21 protein-coding genes and 1 tRNA gene are annotated in these 20,476 nt (G+C 63.2%); 8 read left to right on the top strand and 14 right to left on the bottom strand.

The annotated features are described in order from the left end of the window. Positions 1 to 174 precede the first annotated feature (174 nt). The 3 genes from EK23_RS04345 (at position 175) to mepA (ending at position 3,739) form a co-directional block, all read left to right on the top strand. On the top strand, positions 175 to 2,178 hold the full coding sequence (locus tag EK23_RS04345; RefSeq protein WP_045224096.1) for a PAS domain-containing sensor histidine kinase: 2,004 nt from the start codon (positions 175 to 177) through the stop codon (positions 2,176 to 2,178). After that, positions 2,165 to 2,794: a response regulator transcription factor gene (locus EK23_RS04340; protein WP_045224095.1), complete on the top strand. Its 630-nt coding sequence runs from the start codon at positions 2,165 to 2,167 to the stop codon at positions 2,792 to 2,794. The genes EK23_RS04345 and EK23_RS04340 overlap by 14 nt, the downstream gene beginning before the upstream one ends. Positions 2,795 to 2,881: 87 nt before the next feature. After that, positions 2,882 to 3,739 carry a penicillin-insensitive murein endopeptidase gene (gene mepA / locus EK23_RS04335; RefSeq protein ID WP_082053926.1) on the top strand — a complete coding sequence of 286 codons (858 nt, stop codon included), beginning with the start codon at positions 2,882 to 2,884 and terminating at the stop codon, positions 3,737 to 3,739. A gap of 220 nt (positions 3,740 to 3,959) precedes the next feature. Here mepA and EK23_RS04330 read toward each other — a convergent pair whose 3' ends face one another. Together EK23_RS04330 and EK23_RS04325 are read right to left on the bottom strand one after the other, a co-directional pair. Then, entirely contained in the window at positions 3,960 to 5,351 is a 1,392-nt protein-coding gene (locus tag EK23_RS04330) for an ammonium transporter (RefSeq protein WP_045224094.1), read from the bottom strand. Positions 5,352 to 5,360: 9 nt separating this feature from the next. Continuing rightward, positions 5,361 to 5,699 carry a P-II family nitrogen regulator gene (locus EK23_RS04325; RefSeq protein WP_045224093.1) on the bottom strand — a complete coding sequence of 113 codons (339 nt, stop codon included), beginning with the start codon at positions 5,697 to 5,699 and terminating at the stop codon, positions 5,361 to 5,363. 401 nt (positions 5,700 to 6,100) lie between these two features. On the opposite strand from EK23_RS04325, the gene EK23_RS04320 reads away from it, so the two are divergent. The 5 genes from EK23_RS04320 (at position 6,101) to EK23_RS04300 (ending at position 10,761) form a co-directional block, all read left to right on the top strand. Further along, positions 6,101 to 6,352: an accessory factor UbiK family protein gene (locus EK23_RS04320; RefSeq protein WP_045224092.1), complete on the top strand. Its 252-nt coding sequence runs from the start codon at positions 6,101 to 6,103 to the stop codon at positions 6,350 to 6,352. A 15-nt stretch (positions 6,353 to 6,367) separates the two neighbouring features. After that, complete coding sequence (locus EK23_RS04315; protein ID WP_045224091.1) at positions 6,368 to 7,888, top strand: YifB family Mg chelatase-like AAA ATPase; 1,521 nt, start codon at positions 6,368 to 6,370, stop codon at positions 7,886 to 7,888. Positions 7,889 to 7,920: 32 nt separating this feature from the next. Further along, a complete protein-coding gene (gene rep, locus EK23_RS04310) occupies positions 7,921 to 9,942 on the top strand; it encodes a DNA helicase Rep (protein ID WP_045224090.1) in 2,022 nt (673 codons plus the stop codon). A gap of 23 nt (positions 9,943 to 9,965) precedes the next feature. After that, positions 9,966 to 10,042 (top strand) — tRNA-Arg (locus EK23_RS04305). Positions 10,043 to 10,206: 164 nt separating this feature from the next. Continuing rightward, positions 10,207 to 10,761, top strand: coding sequence for a DUF2058 domain-containing protein (locus EK23_RS04300; RefSeq protein ID WP_045224089.1), 555 nt, complete (start codon positions 10,207 to 10,209; stop codon positions 10,759 to 10,761). An 18-nt stretch (positions 10,762 to 10,779) separates the two neighbouring features. Here EK23_RS04300 and queC read toward each other — a convergent pair whose 3' ends face one another. From queC to ruvC, 12 genes are read right to left on the bottom strand one after another with little or no spacing between them, the layout of a single operon-like run. Continuing rightward, entirely contained in the window at positions 10,780 to 11,463 is a 684-nt protein-coding gene (gene queC / locus EK23_RS04295) for a 7-cyano-7-deazaguanine synthase QueC (protein ID WP_045224088.1), read from the bottom strand. After that, entirely contained in the window at positions 11,460 to 12,104 is a 645-nt protein-coding gene (queE, locus tag EK23_RS04290) for a 7-carboxy-7-deazaguanine synthase QueE (protein WP_045224404.1), read from the bottom strand. The genes queC and queE overlap by 4 nt, the downstream gene beginning before the upstream one ends. Before the next feature lie 27 nt (positions 12,105 to 12,131). Further along, positions 12,132 to 12,953, bottom strand: coding sequence for a tol-pal system protein YbgF (ybgF, locus tag EK23_RS04285; protein ID WP_052807916.1), 822 nt, complete (start codon positions 12,951 to 12,953; stop codon positions 12,132 to 12,134). Between the two features lie 3 nt (positions 12,954 to 12,956). After that, positions 12,957 to 13,559, bottom strand: a complete 603-nt coding sequence (gene pal / locus EK23_RS04280; RefSeq protein WP_045224087.1) for a peptidoglycan-associated lipoprotein Pal — start codon at positions 13,557 to 13,559, stop codon at positions 12,957 to 12,959. Positions 13,560 to 13,617: 58 nt separating this feature from the next. Next, positions 13,618 to 14,892, bottom strand: coding sequence for a Tol-Pal system beta propeller repeat protein TolB (gene tolB, locus EK23_RS04275; protein WP_045224086.1), 1,275 nt, complete (start codon positions 14,890 to 14,892; stop codon positions 13,618 to 13,620). Between the two features lie 21 nt (positions 14,893 to 14,913). After that, positions 14,914 to 16,791: a cell envelope integrity protein TolA gene (gene tolA, locus EK23_RS04270; RefSeq protein WP_052807915.1), complete on the bottom strand. Its 1,878-nt coding sequence runs from the start codon at positions 16,789 to 16,791 to the stop codon at positions 14,914 to 14,916. After that, positions 16,788 to 17,228 carry a protein TolR gene (tolR, locus tag EK23_RS04265; RefSeq protein ID WP_045224085.1) on the bottom strand — a complete coding sequence of 147 codons (441 nt, stop codon included), beginning with the start codon at positions 17,226 to 17,228 and terminating at the stop codon, positions 16,788 to 16,790. The genes tolA and tolR overlap by 4 nt, the downstream gene beginning before the upstream one ends. Next, entirely contained in the window at positions 17,225 to 17,902 is a 678-nt protein-coding gene (tolQ, locus tag EK23_RS04260) for a protein TolQ (protein ID WP_045224084.1), read from the bottom strand. Before tolQ ends, tolR begins: the two co-directional genes overlap by 4 nt. Then, the gene (ybgC, locus tag EK23_RS04255; RefSeq protein ID WP_045224083.1) at positions 17,892 to 18,317 is read right to left on the bottom strand and encodes a tol-pal system-associated acyl-CoA thioesterase; all 426 of its coding nucleotides are present in this window, start codon (positions 18,315 to 18,317) and stop codon (positions 17,892 to 17,894) included. The genes tolQ and ybgC overlap by 11 nt, the downstream gene beginning before the upstream one ends. A gap of 2 nt (positions 18,318 to 18,319) precedes the next feature. Next, a complete protein-coding gene (ruvB, locus tag EK23_RS04250) occupies positions 18,320 to 19,348 on the bottom strand; it encodes a Holliday junction branch migration DNA helicase RuvB (protein ID WP_045224401.1) in 1,029 nt (342 codons plus the stop codon). A 15-nt stretch (positions 19,349 to 19,363) separates the two neighbouring features. Beyond that, positions 19,364 to 19,960: a Holliday junction branch migration protein RuvA gene (gene ruvA / locus EK23_RS04245; RefSeq protein ID WP_045224082.1), complete on the bottom strand. Its 597-nt coding sequence runs from the start codon at positions 19,958 to 19,960 to the stop codon at positions 19,364 to 19,366. Next, the gene (gene ruvC, locus EK23_RS04240; RefSeq protein ID WP_045224081.1) at positions 19,957 to 20,475 is read right to left on the bottom strand and encodes a crossover junction endodeoxyribonuclease RuvC; all 519 of its coding nucleotides are present in this window, start codon (positions 20,473 to 20,475) and stop codon (positions 19,957 to 19,959) included. Before ruvC ends, ruvA begins: the two co-directional genes overlap by 4 nt. Position 20,476 lies beyond the last annotated feature (1 nt).

Here is a 20,476-nt window from a genome sequence, read left to right as displayed (position 1 = left end):
CCCTTCATTCCCTGCAACGCGCCGGCAAACCCTGGCGCAGCCTCTCGGTGTTTGGCATGATTGGCCTCAACCATGGACTCGAACTGCCTGTTCTCCGACGGCAACTCGGGCCAGGCGATCTGCCGTGCTCTCGCCGGTGGGATCATCCTCTCGCCCCGATGTGGAGGGCCGGACATGTTTGAAAACCTTCTGGCCTGGTCGACGTCCCAGTCGTACATACCGCATGGAACCTGCCTGATCTGGAATGCACCACTGATCTGGCTGCATGTGGTGTCTGACGCCCTGACCGCCGCCTCTTATTACTCCATCCCGTTTGCCCTGGGCTATTTCGTGCATCGCCGAACGGACCTGGCCTACCGCTGGGTATTCATTCTGTTCGCGGTGTTCATCCTCGCTTGCGGCAGTACCCATTTGATGGACATCTGGACCCTCTGGCATCCGGATTACCTCGCTCAGGGCTTCGTCAAACTGGCGACCGCCGCCATCTCCACAGCCACCGCGGCCCTGCTCTGGCCACTGCTGCCCAAGGTGCTGCGCCTGCCCAGCCCGTCACAACTCTCCCACGCGAACGAACGCTTGCTGGAAGAGGTAAGGCGCCACGAGCAGACGGTGGCTAACCTCCGCGTCGAAGCAGCCGAGAGACGAATGCTCGAGTACAAGCTGCGCAAGAGCGAAGCCAAGCTCAAGGCCATCCTGGACACGGCCGCCGACGGCATCGTCACCATCAACGAGGAAAGCCTGATCGAGACCTGCAATCCGGCCGCTGCACGCATGTTCGGGTACCAGGTGGAGGAGATCATCGGCGAGAAAGTCGATAAGCTCATGCCGTTTCCGGAAGCCCTGCGGCATGACCATTACATCGCCGCCTATCGCGACCGAAGCGTCAGCCGCGACCTCGGCCATGATCGTGTCGTCAGCGCAACACGCCGCGACGGCGCGAGCTTTCCCATGGAAATCGCCGTCGGGGAATTCATGGACAGTGACGGCAAGCACTTCACCGCCATCATGCGTGACATTTCCAGCCGCGTCGCAGCCGAAGAAGCCCTCAGAGCCAGCGAGGAGCGGCTCGAACTCGCCCTGATGGGTGCCGACCTCGGTTCCTGGGACTGGAACTGCAAGAGTGGTGATGCCGTTTTCAATGAGCGCTGGGCCAGCATGCTGGGCTACTCCCTGGCAGAATTGAACCCCAGCTACGCGTCCTGGGCCTCGCGCATTCATCCGGAAGACCAGCCCCGCGTCATGGCCGCCCTGAAGGCGCACATGGAGGGCAAGACCGATTATTTTCAGGCCGAACTGCGGCTGCAAACCAAATCAGGCGGCTGGTGCTGGGTGCAATCCCGAGGCCGGGTATTTGAGCGCGACGCCCAGGGCAATCCCTTGCGTGCCGCAGGAACCCATATGGACATCAGCGAGCGCAAGGAATTGGAGGAGCAACTGCTGCGTCAACAGGCAGACCTGCTGCACACACAACGCCTGACCACGGCAGGCGTACTGGCGGCTACGATGGCACACGAGCTGAATCAACCCTTGGCGGCCATCACCAACTACATAGGCGGGGCCAGCCTGCGCTACGCCGATCTGCTGGAATCCAACCCCGGTCTTCGCCAGGTCATGGCCGAAGTGCAGAGGCTTTCGCAGCGCGCCGCCGAAATCATCCTCGGCATCCGGGGCCTGGTGCGCAAGCATGAAACCGGGCGGCAATGGACCGACCTGGGCGCACTGGTGCAAGAAGTCCTGTCCCTCGTGCAGTCCGAATTGGAGAAGCGGCGCATCGAGGTCAGCGCCGATGTCGGCGAAATTCCGCTAATCTTTGGGCAGCGGGTACACCTACAACAGCTGCTGCTGAATCTGGTCATGAATGCGATCGATGCCATGGAAGCGCCATCGGACAGGCAAAGATTACTGGGGATCAAGGCATGGAAAAGCGGCCCCAAGGAAGTCACCGTGACCGTGCGCGATACCGGTATGGGCATCCCTCCCGATCTGGCGCAGAAAATTTTCGAACCGTTCATCAGCCGCAAACCCCATGGCATCGGTCTGGGGCTTTCCATCTGCAGGACCATCGCCGAAGCCCATGGCGGTCGGATTGCCGCGTACTCGGCAGGTGAAGGCCAAGGAGCCTGTTTCACCTTCAACCTTCCCGTGGACGATGGGGAGAAAAGCCATGCAAACGCCTGACGCTACCGTGTTCGTTGTGGATGACGACCATGACATGCGGGAATCACTCAAATGGCTGATCGAGTCCATCGGTCTGCCGGTTGAAGGTTTCCAATCGGCCGAGGACTTTCTCAGTACCGACCGGACTTCACGAGGCGGGTGCCTGCTGCTGGACATACGCATGCCTGGCATGGGCGGCTTGGGCTTGCTGGAATGGCTGCACGCTCACGGCGAGCCGATGCCCGTCATCGTCTTCACAGGCCACGGCGACGTACCCATGGCGGTGCAAGCCATGAAGCTGGGCGCTTTCGATTTCGTTGAAAAGCCGGCCACGCATCAATATATTCTGAGCCGTGTGCAGGACGCGCTGGCCGTGGCCCAGGAAATGCGCACACGCAAGACCGAGCGCCTGCAATTCGAAAGGCTGATGGCACAGCTCTCGCAGCGCGAGCGCGAAGTGATGGAGCGGGTCATCGTTGGCGAACCGAACAAGGTCATTGCCGTGGGCCTGGGCATCAGCGAGCGAACCGTCGAGAAGCACCGCGAGAACATCATGCAGAAGATGGGGGTGCGCTCCCTGGCCGCCCTGGTGGCCAAGGTCCTCTCGTACCGCAACGGCCTGGCCGGAAAGACTTGAGCATCCCTGATATTTTCACGAACCCAAGCACACACAGATAATTCACCCATGAAAGGATCACAGGCAACCTCCCGGGCAGGAGCCAACATGCCCCCACCTTTCCGCCCCCAACCCTCGACCGGATTGCCGGGCGCCCTGCTCACCGGCCTACTCCTCGCCCTAACTCCGGCGCTCGTCAGCGCAAACCGCTGGTCCGATGTGGATGCGCCCAGCCGTGGAGGCCCCCGGGTCATCGGCAAGACGTCGAATGGCTGCATCGCCGGCGCACATACCTTGCCCTTGGAGGGTGCCGGTTATGCGGTGATGCACATCGAGCGCAACCGCTACTATGGGCATCCCAGCCTGGTTCGCACCATTCAGTCCCTGGGCCACCAAGTCAAGGAGCGCAGCCTGGGGCTGCTCCACGTGGGCGATCTGGGACAGCCGCGGGGCGGCCCCATGCCCTCGGGACACCGCAGCCACCAGAGCGGCCTCGACGTGGATATCTGGTTCGACATGGATACGCGGCTTTTGATGCGCGCCAACCCTTTGCGCGCCAATCTGAGCGCCCCTTCCATGCTCAACTCTCACCGCAACGGCCTGAATCATGGACTTTGGAGCGAGCAGCAGGTGCAACTCCTGAAGCTGGCGGCATCCAACCCGGAGGTGGACCGGATCTTCGTTAACCCGCACATCAAGTTGGAGCTGTGCCAGCGCAGCCGCGGCGATCGCGACTGGATGCGGGTGCTGCGTCCCTGGTACGGCCATGACGACCACTTGCACCTGCGGCTGAGTTGCCCCCCCGGCAACCCCGAGTGTGAGCCCCAGGAACCTCTGGGGGACGGCGATGGCTGTGATTCCAGCCTGGATTGGTGGCTCAAGCAGCCGCTCCCGCCCAGCCGACCTCAGCCTGTGCCGGTGCAACCCATGCCCTATGCCTGCAATTCCGTGCTGGCCGCCCCGTAGATCGCGCCATTCCACACAAAAAAAGGGCGCCCGAAGGCGCCCGTGATGGCTGTGGCACTATGAAACTTAAGGAACCGCGGCTTTACTCGCGGCTAAATAAGAACAGGGGCGCCCCGCCAAAGTCAGTGACGGCACGCCACTGACTTTGTGAGTCACCGCAATCACGCGCTTTGCGGTGGCGGGCGCGGAGAATTCCAGGCTGGATTGACTCCGCATTACTTTAGAGGTTGTAAGCGGTTTCGCCGTGCTCCCGGATGTCCAGACCCTCGCGCTCGATTTCTTCGGCGACGCGCAGGCCGATGGTCATGTCGACGATCTTGTAGGCGACCAGTGACACGATGCCGGTCCACACGATGGTGGTACCCACGCCCCAGGCCTGGCTGATGACCTGCCCCATCATGTTGTACTCGCCCACCGCATTGGCGACGTAGTCGTAGACGCCGGTACCACCCAGGTCAGGCGACGCGAAGACGCCAGTGCCGATGGCGCCGAGAATTCCGCCGACGCCGTGCACGCCGAACACGTCCAGCGAGTCGTCATAACCCAGCATGTGCTTCAAGCTGGTGACCGACCAGAAGCAGACAGCACCCGCCACCAGGCCCAGGATGATGGCACCCATAGGGCCTACGAAGCCGCAAGCAGGAGTGATGGCAACCAGGCCGGCCACCGCGCCGGACGCACCGCCCAGCATGCTCGGCTTGTCGCGCGCGAGCCATTCGGCAGCCACCCAGGCCAGGGTCGCAGCGGCCGTCGCGAACAAGGTGTTGGCGAACACCATGGCCGCCACGCCGTTGGCTTCCAGGTTGGAACCGGCGTTGAAACCGAACCAGCCCACCCACAGCAGGGACGCGCCGATCATAGTCATGGTGACGCTGTGCGGCTTCATGGACTCCTTGCCGAAACCGATGCGCTTCCCAATCAGGATGCAGCCGATCAGGCCGGCCACGCCGGCGTTGATGTGCACGACGGTACCGCCCGCGAAGTCCAGGGCGCCCTTCTGGAACAGGAAGCCGGCAGTGGCGCCCGCCGCTTCGGCTGCCGCAGCGTCGGTGTAGGCGTCAGGACCGGCCCAGTACCAGACCATATGCGCGATGGGCAGGTAGGCGAAGGTGAACCAGATCAGCATGAACAACAGGACGGCGCTGAACTTCACGCGCTCCGCGAAGGCGCCGACGATCAATGCCGGCGTGATGCCTGCGAAAGTGGCCTGAAATACGACGTAGACGTACTCCGGAATCACCACGCCCTTGCTGAAGGTGGCTGCCACGGATTCCGGCGTGACCCCCTTGAGGAAGGCCTTGCTCAGGCCGCCGAAGAACGCATTGCCCTCGGTGAATGCCACGCTGTAGCCATACACTGCCCAAAGAACGACCATCATGGAGAAGATAACAAACACCTGCATCAGCACCGACAGCATGTTCTTGGAGCGCACCATGCCGCCATAGAACAGCGCCAAGCCCGGGATCGTCATCAAGATAACCAGCAGGGTGGCAACGATCATCCACGCGGTGTCGCCCTTATTGGCCACCGGCGCCGCGGCCTCCTCGGCGAAGGCCCAGGCGCTTGAGGTCATCAAGAGAACAGCGGTAAAACGGGTCAGAATAAATTTCATGCTAGGCTCCTACAGTGCTTCAGCGCCGGTCTCGCCGGTACGGATTCGAACGACTTGCTCTACGTCAAACACGAAAATCTTGCCGTCCCCGATCTTGCCGGTATTGGCCGTACGGGTGATCGCCTCGATCACCGGTTCCAGTTGTTCGTCGGTCACCGCCACCTCGAGCTTGACCTTCGGCAGGAAATCCACCACATATTCGGCGCCGCGGTACAGCTCCGTGTGTCCTTTCTGCCTTCCGAACCCCTTGACTTCGGTCACGGTGATGCCGGTCACGCCAACCTCGGACAAGGCCTCCCGCACGTCGTCCAACTTGAACGGCTTTAATATCGCGCTGACAAATTTCATCTAGTTACCCTCATGCGTTGATGTCGTTCGTATCGGGTGCCGGCTGTCGCCCTGTCCGGCCGCCCGATCATTTGATTTGCTCGTGCCGCCCCAATGGCCTTCCGATGCCTGGCAGCCCCCACCCGGCCCGGTTTCCGTTGCTCCTGCCCGGCACATCGGAGCGAGAAGAACGGCCCGACGATTACCATGCGGGTTACACGGCCATGATGAATCGATACGCTGAGCCTGAAGCAGAACCTGTGCCACCTTGCGCCAGCTCCCATGACTCGGGATTTGTCGCATTTGCGCCACGCGTCCTCGTCATGCAATTGCACCTTCTGTGAGCAGCAATGACGCATTGCACCATAGTTGTGCGGTTGAGCGGGCTGGACTCCCCCGGTTGCCTGATATAAGCTTGCCCCATGTTCGATAAAATGAATCTGGACGAACTCTCGCACCGGCTAGCCAGTGCCGTACCGCCAGGCATCTCCGCCTTCGGCGGCGATCTCGAGCGCACCTTCCGTGGCATTCTGCAGGGTGCCCTGGACAAGCTGAACCTGGTCAGCCGCGAGGAATTCGAGGTGCAGTCCCAGGTTCTTGCCAAAACGCGGGCCAAACTCGAAGCCCTGGAAGCGCAGCTCGCCGAACTGGAATCACGCATCGCGCCAAAATAAGCGCCACGGAATGGAATGCCGTTAGCCGTTGTCTACTCCCGCGGCCTGCAGGGGATCAGCGCCCCCCTCGTGACCGTGGAGGTCCACATTTCCAACGGCCTGCCCAGCCTCAGCATCGTCGGACTGCCAGAAACCGCCGTCAAGGAGAGCAAGGATCGCGTGCGCGGGGCACTGCTCAGTTGCCGCTTTGAATTCCCAGCCCAGCGCATCACCGTGAATATGGCTCCCGCGGACCTTCCCAAGGAAGGCGGCCGCTTCGACCTCGCCATTGCCCTGGGCATTCTCGCCGCATCCAGCCAGATCAAGGCCGGTCCATTGGCGCAGGTGGAGTGCCTGGGTGAGTTGTCCCTGGGCGGCGAGATCCGCCCCGTGGGCGGGGTGATTCCTGCTTCTCTGCAATGTCGCCTGGCAGGACGGCAGCTGCTGCTGCCTGCGGAGAATGCCCCGGAGGCGGCCCTGGTGAGCCAAATCGAGATTCTGCCCGCCGCGCACCTGCTTGAAGTGTGCGCCCATCTGAACCAGCAGCGGCCGTTGCCGCCACTGGCGCGCACGACACTGCCCGCCGCCGAGATCCCAGGGGACGAACCGGATTTCGCCGACGTTCAGGGCAACTACCACGCGAAGCGGGCCCTGGAAATCGCCGCGGTTGGCGGCCACAACCTTTTGATGCTGGGCCCGCCCGGTACCGGCAAGTCCATGCTGGCCATGCGTCTACCTGGGATCCTGCCTTTGCTCGACGAAGAACAGGCCCTGGAAACGGCCGCCATCGCATCGGTCAGCGGCACGGCCTTCGACCCCGGCCAATGGCGCCGCCCACCGTTTCGCGCGCCCCATCATAGCGCCTCCGCGCCAGCCCTGGTGGGCGGAGGTGGAACCCCCAAACCCGGCGAGATTTCCCTGGCCCACAACGGCGTGCTGTTTCTGGACGAACTGCCGGAATTCGACCGGCGGGTCCTGGAAGTGCTGCGCGAGCCGCTGGAGTCCGGCAGCATCACCATATCCAGGGCCCTTAGCCGGGCCGACTTCCCCGCCCGCTTCCAGTTGGTGGCCGCCATGAACCCGTGCCCCTGCGGCTATCTGGGCGATCCGTCAGGCCGCTGCCGCTGCACCGCCGACCAGGTGCAACGTTACCGTGGTCGCATCTCGGGCCCCCTGCTCGACCGCATCGACATGCACATCGAAGTGCCGCGCCTGCCGCCCGCGGCGCTCCGGGAATCCCAAGACGCGCCGGCCGAATCCAGCGACCGTATTCGCGCACGGGTGACCACGGCGCGCGCAATGGCCCTGGGTCGGGCCGGCCGGCTCAACCGCGATCTGAGCGCGCCCATGATCAAGCGCCATTGCAAGCTGACGGATGCGGGCTACGAGCTGCTGGACCAGGCGGTCAGCCGTCTGGGACTCTCGCACCGCGCCTACCACCGCATACTCAAGGTGGCGCGCAGCATCGCCGACCTGGCAGGCGCCGATCATATCGAGCTGCCGCACCTGAGCGAAGCCATCGGCTACCGCCGTCTGGACCGCGCGTCGCAAGCTTGATTTCTGTTTTACGCACCGTATCTGAGTTCCTCGTGTCCGACGTTTCCACCCTGAATCCCCAACAGTTGGCCGCGGTCAAGCTGATCGACCACCCCTTGCTGGTACTCGCCGGCGCCGGCAGCGGCAAGACCCGCGTCATCACCGAGAAGATCGCCTACCTGATCCGCCAGGGCACACCGGCACGCCATATCGCCGCCGTGACCTTTACCAACAAGGCCGCGCGGGAGATGAAATCGCGCGTAGGCCAGATCGTTGTCGACAAGGCCCTGCGGGGCCTGCGCGTCTCCACGTTCCACGCCCTGGGCCTGGACATCGTGCGGCGCGAGCACAAGGCGCTGGGCTACAAGGCGGCCATCTCCATATTTGACGAACATGATCGGCAGGTGCTGCTCAAGGAGCTGATCAAGCACGGCAATGCGGTTTACGATCTGGACAAGGTCGATCGCTACGCCTGGCAGATCAGCCGCTGGAAGAATCTTTTCATCACTCCCGAGCAGGCCCCCGAGCAAGCCGGGGCCAACCCCGAGGCCAGCGTGAGCGCCCGGCTTTACGCCGAGTACTCCCGCCAATTGCAGGCCTACAATGCGGTGGACTTCGACGATCTCATCCTGCAGCCGGTGCTGCTGTTCCAGAAAGACCCCGAAGTTCTGGAGAAGTGGCGCAACCACATCCGGTATCTGTTGGTGGACGAATACCAGGACACCAACCTGACCCAGTATCAGATGGTGAAACTGTTGACCGGCAGCCTGGGCCGCTTCACCGTGGTGGGCGACGACGATCAGTCGATCTATTCCTGGCGCGGTGCGCAGCCCGAGAACCTGGGGCAGTTGCAGAAGGACTATCCGCGCTTGAAGGTCATCAAGCTGGAGCAGAACTACCGCTCCACCAGCCGTATCCTCCAGGCCGCCAATCAACTCATCGCCAACAACCCCCACGTGTTCGAGAAGCGCTTGTGGAGTGCGCTGGGCCAGGGCGAGCCGCTGCGCGTGATCAAGGCCAAGGAGGAGATCAGCGAAGCGCGGCAGATCGCCTCGGACATCGTGCACCACCGCTTCCGGCACAACACGCCGTTCTCCGACTACGCCATCCTCTACCGGGGCAATCACCAGTCACGGCTGTTCGAGCGCACCCTGCGCGAGCATTCCGTACCGTATTTCATCAGCGGCGGCGCCTCCTTCTTCGGCTATGCGGAGGTCAAGGACGTCCTGGCCTATCTGCGCCTGCTGGTCAATCCCTCGGACGATGCGGCATTCCTGCGCGTGATCAACACACCCCGTCGGGAAATCGGCCCCACCACCTTGGAAAAGTTGGGGCAGTACGCCAGCCAACGCCATGTCAGCCTGTTCGATGCCTGCTTCGAACTGGGACTGGAGCAGTCATTGCCCGCACAAGCCGTCAGTCGCCTGCGCCATTTCGGCAACTGGCTCGCCGATGTGGCGGACCGCGCCCAGCGGGGCGACACCTTCGCGGTATTGGACGAATTCATCGCCCGACTCGGTTATGAGGACTGGCTGCGGGAGAACAGCAGCAGCGACGCCCAGGCTGACCGGCGCATGGGCAATGTGCGGGAATTGCTGGATTGGCTGGGGCGCATCGCCAAGGAGGAAGAAGGCCGCGAAAAGTCCCTGGCCGAGGTGGTGGCCAAGATCATGCTGCTGGACATCCTCGACCGCCAGGAGGAAGAGAACAGCGGCGACCGCGTCAATCTGATGACTCTGCACGCCGCCAAAGGCCTGGAGTTCCCCTATGTCTACCTGGTCGGCATGGAGGAAAACCTGCTGCCCCATCAGACCAGCATCGAGGAGAACGGCATCGAGGAAGAACGGCGCCTGGCGTATGTCGGCATCACTCGGGCGCAAAAGCAGATGACCTTCAGCTATTGCACGCACCGCAAGCGCTACGGCGAGATGACCGATTGCCAACCGAGCCGGTTTCTCGATGAACTGCCGCCAGAAGAACTGGAGTGGCCGGACAAGGCGCCCCTGGACCCGGAGGTCAAGAAGGAGCGCGGCAAGGCCTCCCTGGCCCAGCTCAAGAGTTTGTTAAGCGGCTAGGGAATTGCTAAAATGCGTGCAAGGCGCCCGTAGCTCAGTTGGATAGAGTAGTGGCTTCCGAAGCCATTGGTCGGGGGTTCGAATCCCTCCGGGCGCGCCACGGCAAGCCGGTATCGGTGGCCGCATGTCATTCCCTCCCTCAAAATTACGAATACCCGAACGACAGTCTAAAGCGCTGTCGTCCCATATTTCCCATTGCCGTAACATGCCGGCGGTAAGGTTTAATGCGAGCACCGCAGCTTTTCAGCCACGAGGTTCAGACACATGAGTAACGCATTGCGCGATCAGTTGCTGAAAGCCGGCCTGGTCAATGACAAGCAGGCGAAAAAGGCCGCCAAGGAACAGCGCAAGGAGGCCAACCAGCGTCATGGCCAGCAGCAGAACCGACAGGCGGAGGAAGAAGCACGCCGCGAGGCCCAGCGCGCGCAACAGGAAAAGGCCGAGCGTGACCGCCAACTCAACCAGCAGCGGCAACAGGCGGCGGAGGAAAAAGCCCTTGCCGCTCAGGTGCGGCAACTGGTGGATACCAACCAGGTTCCCGACGCGGACGGCGACATCGCCTTCAATTTCACCGACGGCGCCACCGTCAAGCGCATCTATGTCAACGAGCCGGCTCGCAAGCGCCTCAGCGACGGCCTGCTGGCCATCGTCAAGATCGATGGGCGCTATCGACTCGTGCCCAGGGAAACCGCCGAGAAGATTCGCACCCGCTTGCCTTCAAATTTGATTCTGCTGAACGAGCCCAAGCCGGCTGGAAAACCGGCTGCGGTCGACGATCCTTACGCCGGGTTCGAGGTGCCGGACGATCTCATGTGGTAAGCGGTTCGTCGCACACGGTCATACCCCGCTGGCTACGTAGCGCGTTGGGTCGGTAACGCCCGCCGCCTGGAATCCCGCCGTACGCAACCGGCAGGAGTCGCAGACCCCGCAGGCTCGGCCTTCAGTGTCCGCCGCGTAGCAGGACACGGTCAGCGCGTAATCCACCCCCAACTCGACCCCGGCGCGGATGATCTCCGCCTTGCTCAGGTGAATGAGCGGCGTGTGGATGCGGATCGGGTGACCTTCCACCCCTGCCTTGGTGGCAAGCCCCGCGAGATTCTGGAAAGCTTCGATGAATGCCGGCCTGCAATCCGGATAGCCGGAATAATCAACCGCATTGACGCCGATGAAGATAGCCTGCGCATCCAGCACTTCCGCCCAGCCCAGGGCGAAGGCCAGAAACACCGTGTTGCGGGCCGGCACATAGGTCACCGGTATGCCGGCCTGCGGATGATCGGGCACCGCGATGCGGGTATCGGTCAGGGCCGAGCCGCCGATGGAATCGAGCCCAATATGGATGATCTTGTGCTCCACCGCCCCGCCGCGTTCGGCCACTTTGCGGGCCGCCTGGAGTTCCGCCCCATGCCGCTGACCGTAATCGAAACTCAGGGCATGACAGGCAAAGCCTTGTTGCCGCGCCATGGCCAGACATGTGGCGGAATCCAGGCCGCCCGACAGGAGAATGACGGCTCTTTGGGTCATCGACCGCGCTCCGCTCCCCACAGGATCTTGTGCAACTGCAACTGGAAACGTACCGGCAGCCGGTCGCGCAGAATCCACTCGGCCAGTTGGGCCGGTTCCTGAAATCCGGCCGCGGGCGAGAACAGGACCTCCGCGCATTGGTCCAGCGCGCGGGACTGCAATTGCTCCGTGGACCAGCGGTAATCGCCTTCGTCCATGATCACGAATTTGATCTGATCCTTGGCGCTCAAATACGCGAGGTTCTCGTAGCGATTGCGGCCTTCTTCGCCGGACGCCGGAGTTTTCAGGTCCATGACTTTGACGACACGAGGGTCGACCGCGCTGACGTCCATGGCGCCGCCGGTTTCCAGGGAGACTTCGTAACCCTCATCGGCCAGCCGCGACAGCAAATCCAGGCAGCCCTTTTGCGCCAGGGGCTCGCCTCCCGTGACAGTGACGAAGCGCACGCCGAAGCCTCGAACGGCGGCCAGGATATCCCCCACGCTCATGCGCGAGCCCCCGCTGAACGCATATTCCGTATCGCAATAGACGCAGCGCTGGGGACAACCGGTCAAGCGCACAAAGGCTGTCGGCCAACCGACAGTGCGGCTCTCACCCTGCAGGGAATGGAAGATTTCGGTGACGCGCAACTGCTCGTTCAAGCAAACCTGCACGAGGCCGGCAGCAGCCTAGTGCCCCTCCTGCTTCATCTTCGCCAGGCGCCGCTCCGCGAGCTTTGCGGAACTGCTGCCCGGATACTGCTTGACCACCTCGTTCAGCAAATCGCGCGCCTTTGCCCATTGGCCGGCGTCATACTCGATGTATCCCAGTTTCAGCTGGGCATCCGGTACCTTGGCGCTCTGAGGTACCTCGCGCACCAAGCGCCGGAACGACTCGCGGGAATTGGGAAAGTCGCGCAGCACATAGTAGGCTTCCCCCAGCCAGTAGATGGCATTGTCGGAATACTCTCCCGTGGGATAGGCCGCCAGAAAGCTCTTGAAGGCCCGCACCGATTCCGGATATTTGCCCTCTTTCAACAAGTTAAAAGCCTTGTCGTAAGAATCCTGTCGTCCCACTGGAGCCGGCGTCGGAACGGGAGTGGCCGCAGGCCGGGGCGTGGCGGAGTAAGATGCGCCCGCAGCCGGGTCCGCCGGTGGAGACGCATCGGCCGCGGGTTGTGGTGTAGGCGTGGGCGTCGGAGAGATACGCTGATCCAGATCCAGGTACATGTCCTTCTGCTGCTTGCGCAGGGTATCCACCTCGTGGGAAAGCTCCTCCATCTTGCCGCGCATCTTGGCCATCTCGGTCTGCAACTGCTCGATGCGCTTCACCATGTCCATGAGCGTGTTGCTGGAAACGCGCTTTTCCAGGGTGGCTACGCGCTCGTCCAGGGTCTGGCCATAGGCACCTGCCTGATACCCCTGCGTGTAGACGTCGTCTGGCGAGGCCGCCAGAACCAACGGCGCGACGCCAAGGAGCGCCAGCGTAACGGGTAGAGAGCTAAGTTGCATGGCTTAATGACCCGGATAGACGATTTCGACACGGCGGTTCTGTTGATACGCCGACTCGTCGTGCCCTGAAGTCGCCGGTTTCTCCTCGCCAAAACTGACGATCTGGATCTGGGCATCGGTGGCGCCCTGCAACTGCATCATCCGCGCGACGGACTTGGCCCGCTGCTCGCCCAAAGCGATGTTGTACTCGGAAGAACCGCGCTCGTCCGCGTGGCCTTCCAGCACCGCATTGAACCCGGGATTGCCGGAGAGAAATGCCGCGTGCTCGTTGACGACGCTGACGTACTCCGGCATCACTTCGCTGCTGTCGTACATGAAATAGATCACGCGCTTGGCCAAGGGGCTATTGGGATCATTCAGGGCCGCCTCGCCGGCACCCGCGTAATTCCCGCCGGAACCGTAGCGCCCGCCGGCACCACCCGCACCGTAGGCGCCGCCCCGGCCGCCATTGTATTTGCCGATCTGCGGGCCGCCAGCACCCGCGCCGCCTTCGCCGTTGAGCACGGCGGAATCGGCATCCTCCTCCTTGGTATCGCCGGTGGAACTGCATCCGTTAAGCACCAGGACAGCCGCCACGAGCAAGGCGCCATACTTCAAAACTTTCATCGAATTTCCCTCACGAACAATTGAAACGATAGGCTCAAACTACACGTGCCTGTCTGCCCTAAGGCGACCAGGCCGGCTGGCGGACCTCGCCGCCTTCAATGCGCAGGCTCTGCCGCACCTTGCCGTCGATGGAGACCGCGGACAGCTGGCCGCTGCCACCGGCCCGGGTCGCGTAGAGAATCATGCTGCCGTTGGGCGCGAATCCGGGCGACTCGTCCTGCGGTCCGCTGCTCACCACTCGAATCTGGCGGCTGTCCAGTTCCATGACACCGATACGGTAGTCGCCACGATTGCCATGCACCATGGCGATGCTTTTCCCGTCGGGAGAGAACACGCCGCGGGCATTATAATCGCCCTCGAAGGTTACCCGCCGCGGTTCGCCGCCGCCGGCCGACACCAGGTACAGCTGCGGTTTTCCGCCACGATCCGAGGTAAACAGGATGGAACTGCCGTCCGGGGACCAAGATGGCTCGGTGTCGATGGACAGGTTGTCGGTGACGCGGCGCAGGGAACGGGAGGCCAAACTCAAGACATAGATCTCGGGATTGCCGTCCTTGGAGAGGGTCACCGCCAGACGCGAACCATCCGGTGACCAAGCGGGGGCGCCGTTGATGCCGGGCAGTTCCGACACCTTCTCGCGTTCGCCCGTGGCGAGGGTCTGCACAAAGATCGCGGCCGTCTTGTTTTCGAATGACACGTAGGCGATTTTTCGCCCATCCGGTGACCAGGCGGGCGACATGACCGGCTCTTTCGAGGTGATCACGCTTTGCGGGTTGAATCCGTCCGTGTCCGCGATCTGCAGTCGGTACTGGCGGTTGGCCGGGCTGTTGCCGGTCACGGTGACATAGGCGACGCGGGTATCGAAAGCCCCGGGCTCCCCGGTGAGCTGCTGGTAGATGATGTCGGCGATGCGATGCGCCGCCTTGCGCTGTTCCTGGGGTCCGAAGGGCACCGTCAGACTGGTGAGCAGATTGCCGCGCACCGCGTCGAACAGATAGAACTGCGCCCCACCTGGGCGCACCTGGCCGATCACCAGATTGTCCTGACCCTGACCGCGCCAAGCGTCGAAGTGGACTTGATCGGGCGACGACGGCTGCTCCGGCATGGCATGTGTTGGCAAGGTCTTGAACCGACCGGTGCGGGCCAGGTCCGCAGCCACGATGGCGCCAATGTTCTCGGCTCCCCCGGCTCCGCCCGCGAAAGGCACGATAGCGATGGGTATGCCGCCCTCGGCGCCTTGGGTGATCTGTACGGTCAGTTCGGCGCGCAGGGCGGGCGCCATGAATGCAAGACAAAGGGCCAGCCAAAGGCTGAGAATGCTATATCGACTCAACACGCTGTGATACCTGATGATCTAGTCGGGCCTGAACAAGAACTGGAATGAGCGTAATGCCTGCGCCACCTTGGCATCTGGCGGCATGGGCAGCGGCGACGACTTGAGCACGGCGGCTTCGGCTGATCGGTCAAACGCCGAATCGCCGCTGGAGCGGGTGACACGGGCGTCGCGGACCGCGCCGCCCGGCAGGGTCGTGACCTGAATTGTACAGGACAGTCCGCTCTTGACACCAACCCAGCGGGCTTCCACCCGGGGCTTGATATAGTTGTTGGCCCAGGCTCTAGCGGCGTCCTCTGCTTCCTTCTTCGCTTTCTGCGCGGCGACCGCCTGCCGTTCCTCCTCCAACTGCGCCTTGAGCGCAGCCTCTCGCTCTTGCTGCGCCTTGCGCTGTTTCTCAGCCTCTGCGCGCTTGCGGGCTGCCGCCTCGGCCTCGGCCTGTTTCTTGAGCTCGGCTTCTGCCTGGCGTCGTGCTTCCAACTCCGCCGCGCGCTTGGCTTCCGCATCGGCCTTCTTCTTGGCTTCAGCCTCGGCCTTTTTCTGTGCGGCCAACTCCGCCTGCCGCTTGGCTTCGGCTTCAGCTTTCTGACGGGCGGCCGCCTCCTGAGCGGCACGCTGCCGGGCCTCGCGCTCGGCTTGCGCCTTGGCGTCTGCTTCGGCCTTCTTGCGGGCCTCGCTCTCTGCCTGGCGCTTCGCTTCCTGTTCAGCGGCTCGCTTGGCCTCTGCGGCCTTTTTCTGCTCCGCCAGCTCCGATTGTCGCCTGGCCTCGGCTTCCGCCTTGCGCTTGGCGTCGGCCTCAGCCTGCTTCTTGGCATCTGCCTCAGCAGCGCGCTTGGCTTCCGCCTGTTTCTTCGCCTCCGCTTCGGCACGCCGCCTAGCCTCGGCATCAGCCGCCTTCTTTTGCTCCGTCAGTTCCGCCTGCCGCTTCTGTTCCGCCTCGGCCTTCTTGCGCGCCTCCACTTGGCGCTGGGCCTCGGACTCTTCCCGCTTGCGCGCCTCCAACTCGGACTTCCGCTTCGCCTCGACCTCGGCCTGATGCTTGGCCTCCAGCTGCGCTTTCTTCTCCGCCTCGAGCTCCGCCTGACGCTTCGCTTCCAGCTCCGCAAGGCGTTTGGTTTCCGCGGCTCTTTTTTGCTCTGCCAGTTCGGCTTGCCGCTTCGCCTCGGCTTCGGCTTTGCGCCTCTCTGCCTGATCGGCCTGTCTTTTGGCCTCAGCCTCGGCCTTCTTCTGAGCCTCCTGTTCCAGGCTGCGTTTGGACTCGGCCTCTGCCTTCTTCTGGGCCTCCTGCTCCGCGCGGCGTTTGGACTCGGCTTCCGCCTTTTGTTGCGCACGACGCTGACCTTCTGCTTCTTCCCGGCGCTTTTCTTCGGCCACGCGGCGCTTATCCGCTTCCTGCTGCTCGGCGCGCTTGCGCGCTTCCTCCTCCGCGTGCTTGCGCGCGGCTTCCGCCGCCAAACGTTTATCTTCCGCCTGCTTGCGCTCTTCGGCTTCCGCCTTGCGCTCCACTTCCTCTTTCTTCTCCCTCTCTTCCGCCTTGCGCCGGGCATCCTCTTGCTTTCGGCGCTCCTCGGCGGCCTTTTCTTGCCGCTGGCGCCGCTGCCGCTCGGCTTCTTCAGCCTGAGCAAGCTGCTCCTGCACCGATTTTGCAGTCGATTCCTCAGCCTTCTCCCTTGGCGCTTCGGCCTCGGGCTCCTTGCTCTCGGGCCTGCCAAGCGCTTGCATCGCCGCCTGGATCTGCGCCTCGTCCATGATCACCGCCTCGATGATCTCTGGCTGCGGGGGGAGTTCCGGGGGCTTGACCGAATCGAAGTTGATGGCAAACAGCAGGAACAGAATGGCGTGCAGGATCAGCGAGAGCGCCAAAGGCCCCCGATTACCGCGCATCCGGGTTGCGATCATTCTGTGACGGGACTGGTCATCAAGCCTACGGTGGGAACGCCGGCCTGTTTGAGCCTTGCCATGACGGTCACGACGCGGCCGTAATCCACCGACTTGTCGCCGCGGATCAGCACGGGCCGGTTGGGCTTGTCCTGCAGCGCCGCCATCACCCGTCCGGGCAGTTCGTCGGTGTCGACCGCCACGTCATCCTGGGCGCCGGCATCCACGAACAACTGGCCTTCCGCATTGATGCTCACCACCACCGGCGGATCCTGAGCGGGGTCCACGGTCTTGGCTTCCGCTTGCGGAAGGTCCACGTCCACGCCGGTTTGCAACAAAGGCGCCGTGATCATGAAGATGATAAGCAGCACGAGGGAAACGTCGATGTAAGGAACGACGTTGATCTCCGCCATGGGCTTTCTGCGGCTCCCGCGGCCGCCGCCGGATTGCACGTTCATTTGGCGTGCGCCTGACGATGCAGCAGGCTCAGGAATTCCTCGGTGAAGGCCTCATAGCGATTGGCCAGACGCCCGATGTGGGTGGAAAAGCGGTTGTACGCCATGACCGCCGGAATGGCGGCGAACAAGCCCATGGCCGTGGCCACCAGAGCCTCGGAGATTCCCGGCGCCACCATCGCCAAGGTCGCCTGCTTGACGCTGCCCAGAGAGCGGAAGGAATTCATGATGCCCCAAACGGTGCCGAACAGGCCCACATAAGGGCTGGTCGAACCCACCGTGGCCAGGAAAGGCAGGCGCTCGTCGAGCCGGTCCAACTCGCGCGATAGCGCCACCCGCATGCCGCGCTGAGCGCCTTCCACCACCGCATCGGGAGTGATGCCCGGCTGCTGCCGCAATCGCGCGAACTCCTTGAAGCCCACCAGGAAAATGTTCTCCATGCCCTCGCTGTCATAGTCCTCGCTGGCCAGTTGACGATACAGATCGGCCAGGTCGATACCCGACCAGAAGCGTTCCTCGAACTCGTCCGAGGTCTGCTCGGCGCGCCGCAATTCCTTGAACTTTGAGAAGATATAGGTCCAGGAGACCACCGACGCCAGCATCAGCATGAACATCACGATCTGCACGACCGCGCTGGCTTCCTTGATCAGGGTGAATATCGACAGGTCAGAATTCATCTTTGATCCGTTGCAAAAGAAAATCGGGGATGGCGGTGGGCCGCAGCATGTCCGCGGTCAGACAGACGATGCGGATGCTCGCCTGGCACAAAAGGTCTCCGGCGGGTCCTTCCCGCCGAATCTCCTGGGTAAAGCTCAGGCTGGCGCGTTTCAACTCGGAAATTTCGGCGGTAACTTGGAGTTTGTCGTTGAAGCGGGCCGGTTTCAGGTACTCGGCCTGGACCGACCTCACCGCGAACAGCACGCCGTGTTCCGCTCGCAGCGTGTCCTGTTCGAACCCCATGGCCCGCAGCCGCTCGGTGCGCGCGCGCTCGAAGAATTTCAGGTAATTGGCGTAGTACACCACGCCACCGGCGTCGGTGTCCTCGTAATAGACGCGCACCGGCCAGAAAAAGCCTGTTTCCGCGGGTTCCATGTTCAGAACAAGTCTTCGTTGCGGGGTTCAGGCCGGGGCGGCTCCAGGCCGAAGTGCAAATAGGCGGTGCGTGTCGCGACCCGGCCCCGTGGCGTGCGCATGATGAAACCCTGCTGGATCAGATAAGGCTCGAGCACATCCTCGATGGTGCCGCGCTCCTCGCTGATGGCCGCCGCCAAATTGTCCAGGCCGACCGGGCCGCCGTCGAACATGTCGATCAAGGTGCGTAAAAACTTGCGGTCCAAGGGATCGAATCCAACCCGATCCACCTTCAGCATCTCCAGGGCCTGGGCCGCCAGATCACGCGTCACCGCGCCGTCCGCCTTGACCTCGGCGAAATCGCGCACGCGCCGCAGCAGGCGATTGGCAATGCGTGGCGTGCCCCGCGCGCGGCGGGCAATCTCACCCGCGCCTTCCGGACTCATGGCAACGCCGAGGAGGCTGGCCGAGCGGCTGACGATCTGGGTCAATTCCTCGACGGTGTAGAACTCCAGGCGATGGACGATGCCGAAGCGGTCGCGCAGGGGCGAAGTGAGCAGGCCGGCGCGAGTGGTCGCGCCCACCAGGGTGAACGGGGGGAGGTCCAGTTTGATGGAGCGCGCCGCCGGCCCCTCGCCGATCATGATATCGATCTGGTAGTCCTCCATGGCCGGATACAGGACTTCCTCCACGGCGGGGCTCAGCCGGTGGATCTCATCGATGAACAGAACGTCGCGCGGCTCCAGGTTGGTGAGTATGGCAGCCAGATCGCCGGCCTTTTCCATGACGGGCCCGGAGGTCTGGCGAATCTTCACACCCATCTCGTTGGCGATGATGTTGGCCAGGGTGGTCTTGCCCAGACCCGGCGGACCGAAGATCAGTACATGATCCAAGGCCTCCTGACGCGTGCGGGCCGCCTGGATGAAGATCCCCATCTGCTCGCGCATGGCCTTCTGGCCCACGTAGTCCTGCAGCAAGCGCGGCCGCACGGCGCGGTCGATGACGTCCTCAACGCCGCCGCGAGGACTCACCAGACGCTCTTCCTGTGACATGGAATCCATCATGGCCTACTTCGCCGCGCCTTGCAGGGCCTGGCGGATCAGGTCTTCGGCCGTGCGGCCCTCGCTCGGAAGCTTGCGCACCATGGCGCCCGCCTCCTGGGGCTTGAAGCCCAGCGCAACCAGTGCGCCGACCGCTTCCTGCACCGCCGACGCCTCGCCGGGCACGCCGATGCCACCAGGAACGGCCGGTGCGACTCCCAGGTCGGGCAAGCGGTCACGCATCTCGATGATGAGGCGCTCGGCGGTCTTCTTGCCGATCCCCGGCAGGCGCACCAGTACCGAAGTATCAGCCGCCTGGACGCAACGCTGGAACTCGTCCACGCTGATGCCCGAAAGGATCGCCAGAGCCAGCTTCGCGCCGACCCCGCTCACCCGGATCAGGCTGCGGAACAGGGCCCTTTCAGACTCGGAGAAGAAACCGAACAAGGTGTGCGCGTCTTCGCGCACCTGCAGATGGGTGTGCAGCATGACGGTCTCGCCGACCGCCGGCAGTTTGAAAAACGTGGACATGGGCGCGTCCAGCTCGTAGCCCACGCCCCCGACGTCGATCACCAGAGACGGCGCATGCTTGGAGGCCAGCGTCCCGCGCAGAAAGCCGATCACAGCCTGCCTCCCGCGGCGCTGCGGCCTGCGCCCTGAATGCGTCGCAAGGTTTGCTGCGTATGCAGGTGGCACAGGGCCACGCCCAAAGCATCCGCGGCGTCAGCCTGGAGAGCCCCCGACATGTTGAGCAGGATCCTGACCATGTGCTGGACCTGCACCTTGTCGGCACTGCCCTTGCCCACCAGCGCCTGCTTCACCTGACGCGCGGCATATTCGAAGACCGGCAGGCCGCCCGCCAGGGCGCCGCAGATGGCCGAACCGCGGGCCTGTCCCAATTTGAGTGCGGAATCGGCGTTCTTGTGCATGAACACCTGCTCGATCGCCAGTTCATGCGGCGCATAGTCCTGAACGACGCGAAACACGCCGTCGTAAATCTGCTTGAGACGGTCCGGGAACGTTTCCGTGTCCGTCCGGATGCAGCCGCAGGCCACCAGCACCGCCCCATTGGCGCGCTCGTCGATCACGCCATAACCGGTGGCCCGGGAGCCTGGATCGATCCCTAAAATGCGTGTCAAG

It is taken from the genome of Methyloterricola oryzae (assembly GCF_000934725.1).
In the GTDB taxonomy this organism is placed as follows: Bacteria; Pseudomonadota; Gammaproteobacteria; order Methylococcales; family Methylococcaceae; genus Methyloterricola; species Methyloterricola oryzae.
This window is presented reverse-complemented; position numbering and strand designations above follow the sequence as displayed.

Excerpts from the sequence above, each read along its gene's own strand:
- ybgF (WP_052807916.1), bottom strand. The coding sequence starts at position 12,953 with ATGCAACTTAGCTCTCTACCCGTTACGCTGGCGCTCCTTGGCGTCGCG.
- EK23_RS04345 (WP_045224096.1), top strand. The coding sequence starts at position 175 with ATGTTTGAAAACCTTCTGGCCTGGTCGACGTCCCAGTCGTACATACCG.
- EK23_RS04315 (WP_045224091.1), top strand. The coding sequence starts at position 6,368 with ATGCCGTTAGCCGTTGTCTACTCCCGCGGCCTGCAGGGGATCAGCGCC.
- EK23_RS04330 (WP_045224094.1), bottom strand. The coding sequence starts at position 5,351 with ATGAAATTTATTCTGACCCGTTTTACCGCTGTTCTCTTGATGACCTCA.
- tolQ (WP_045224084.1), bottom strand. The coding sequence starts at position 17,902 with ATGAATTCTGACCTGTCGATATTCACCCTGATCAAGGAAGCCAGCGCG.
- queC (WP_045224088.1), bottom strand. The coding sequence starts at position 11,463 with ATGACCCAAAGAGCCGTCATTCTCCTGTCGGGCGGCCTGGATTCCGCC.
- tolA (WP_052807915.1), bottom strand. The coding sequence starts at position 16,791 with ATGATCGCAACCCGGATGCGCGGTAATCGGGGGCCTTTGGCGCTCTCG.
- tolR (WP_045224085.1), bottom strand. The coding sequence starts at position 17,228 with ATGAACGTGCAATCCGGCGGCGGCCGCGGGAGCCGCAGAAAGCCCATG.
- pal (WP_045224087.1), bottom strand. The coding sequence starts at position 13,559 with ATGAAAGTTTTGAAGTATGGCGCCTTGCTCGTGGCGGCTGTCCTGGTG.
- EK23_RS04300 (WP_045224089.1), top strand. The coding sequence starts at position 10,207 with ATGAGTAACGCATTGCGCGATCAGTTGCTGAAAGCCGGCCTGGTCAAT.
- EK23_RS04340 (WP_045224095.1), top strand. The coding sequence starts at position 2,165 with ATGCAAACGCCTGACGCTACCGTGTTCGTTGTGGATGACGACCATGAC.
- EK23_RS04325 (WP_045224093.1), bottom strand. The coding sequence starts at position 5,699 with ATGAAATTTGTCAGCGCGATATTAAAGCCGTTCAAGTTGGACGACGTG.
- mepA (WP_082053926.1), top strand. The coding sequence starts at position 2,882 with ATGCCCCCACCTTTCCGCCCCCAACCCTCGACCGGATTGCCGGGCGCC.
- ybgC (WP_045224083.1), bottom strand. The coding sequence starts at position 18,317 with ATGGAACCCGCGGAAACAGGCTTTTTCTGGCCGGTGCGCGTCTATTAC.
- EK23_RS04320 (WP_045224092.1), top strand. The coding sequence starts at position 6,101 with ATGTTCGATAAAATGAATCTGGACGAACTCTCGCACCGGCTAGCCAGT.
- ruvB (WP_045224401.1), bottom strand. The coding sequence starts at position 19,348 with ATGTCACAGGAAGAGCGTCTGGTGAGTCCTCGCGGCGGCGTTGAGGAC.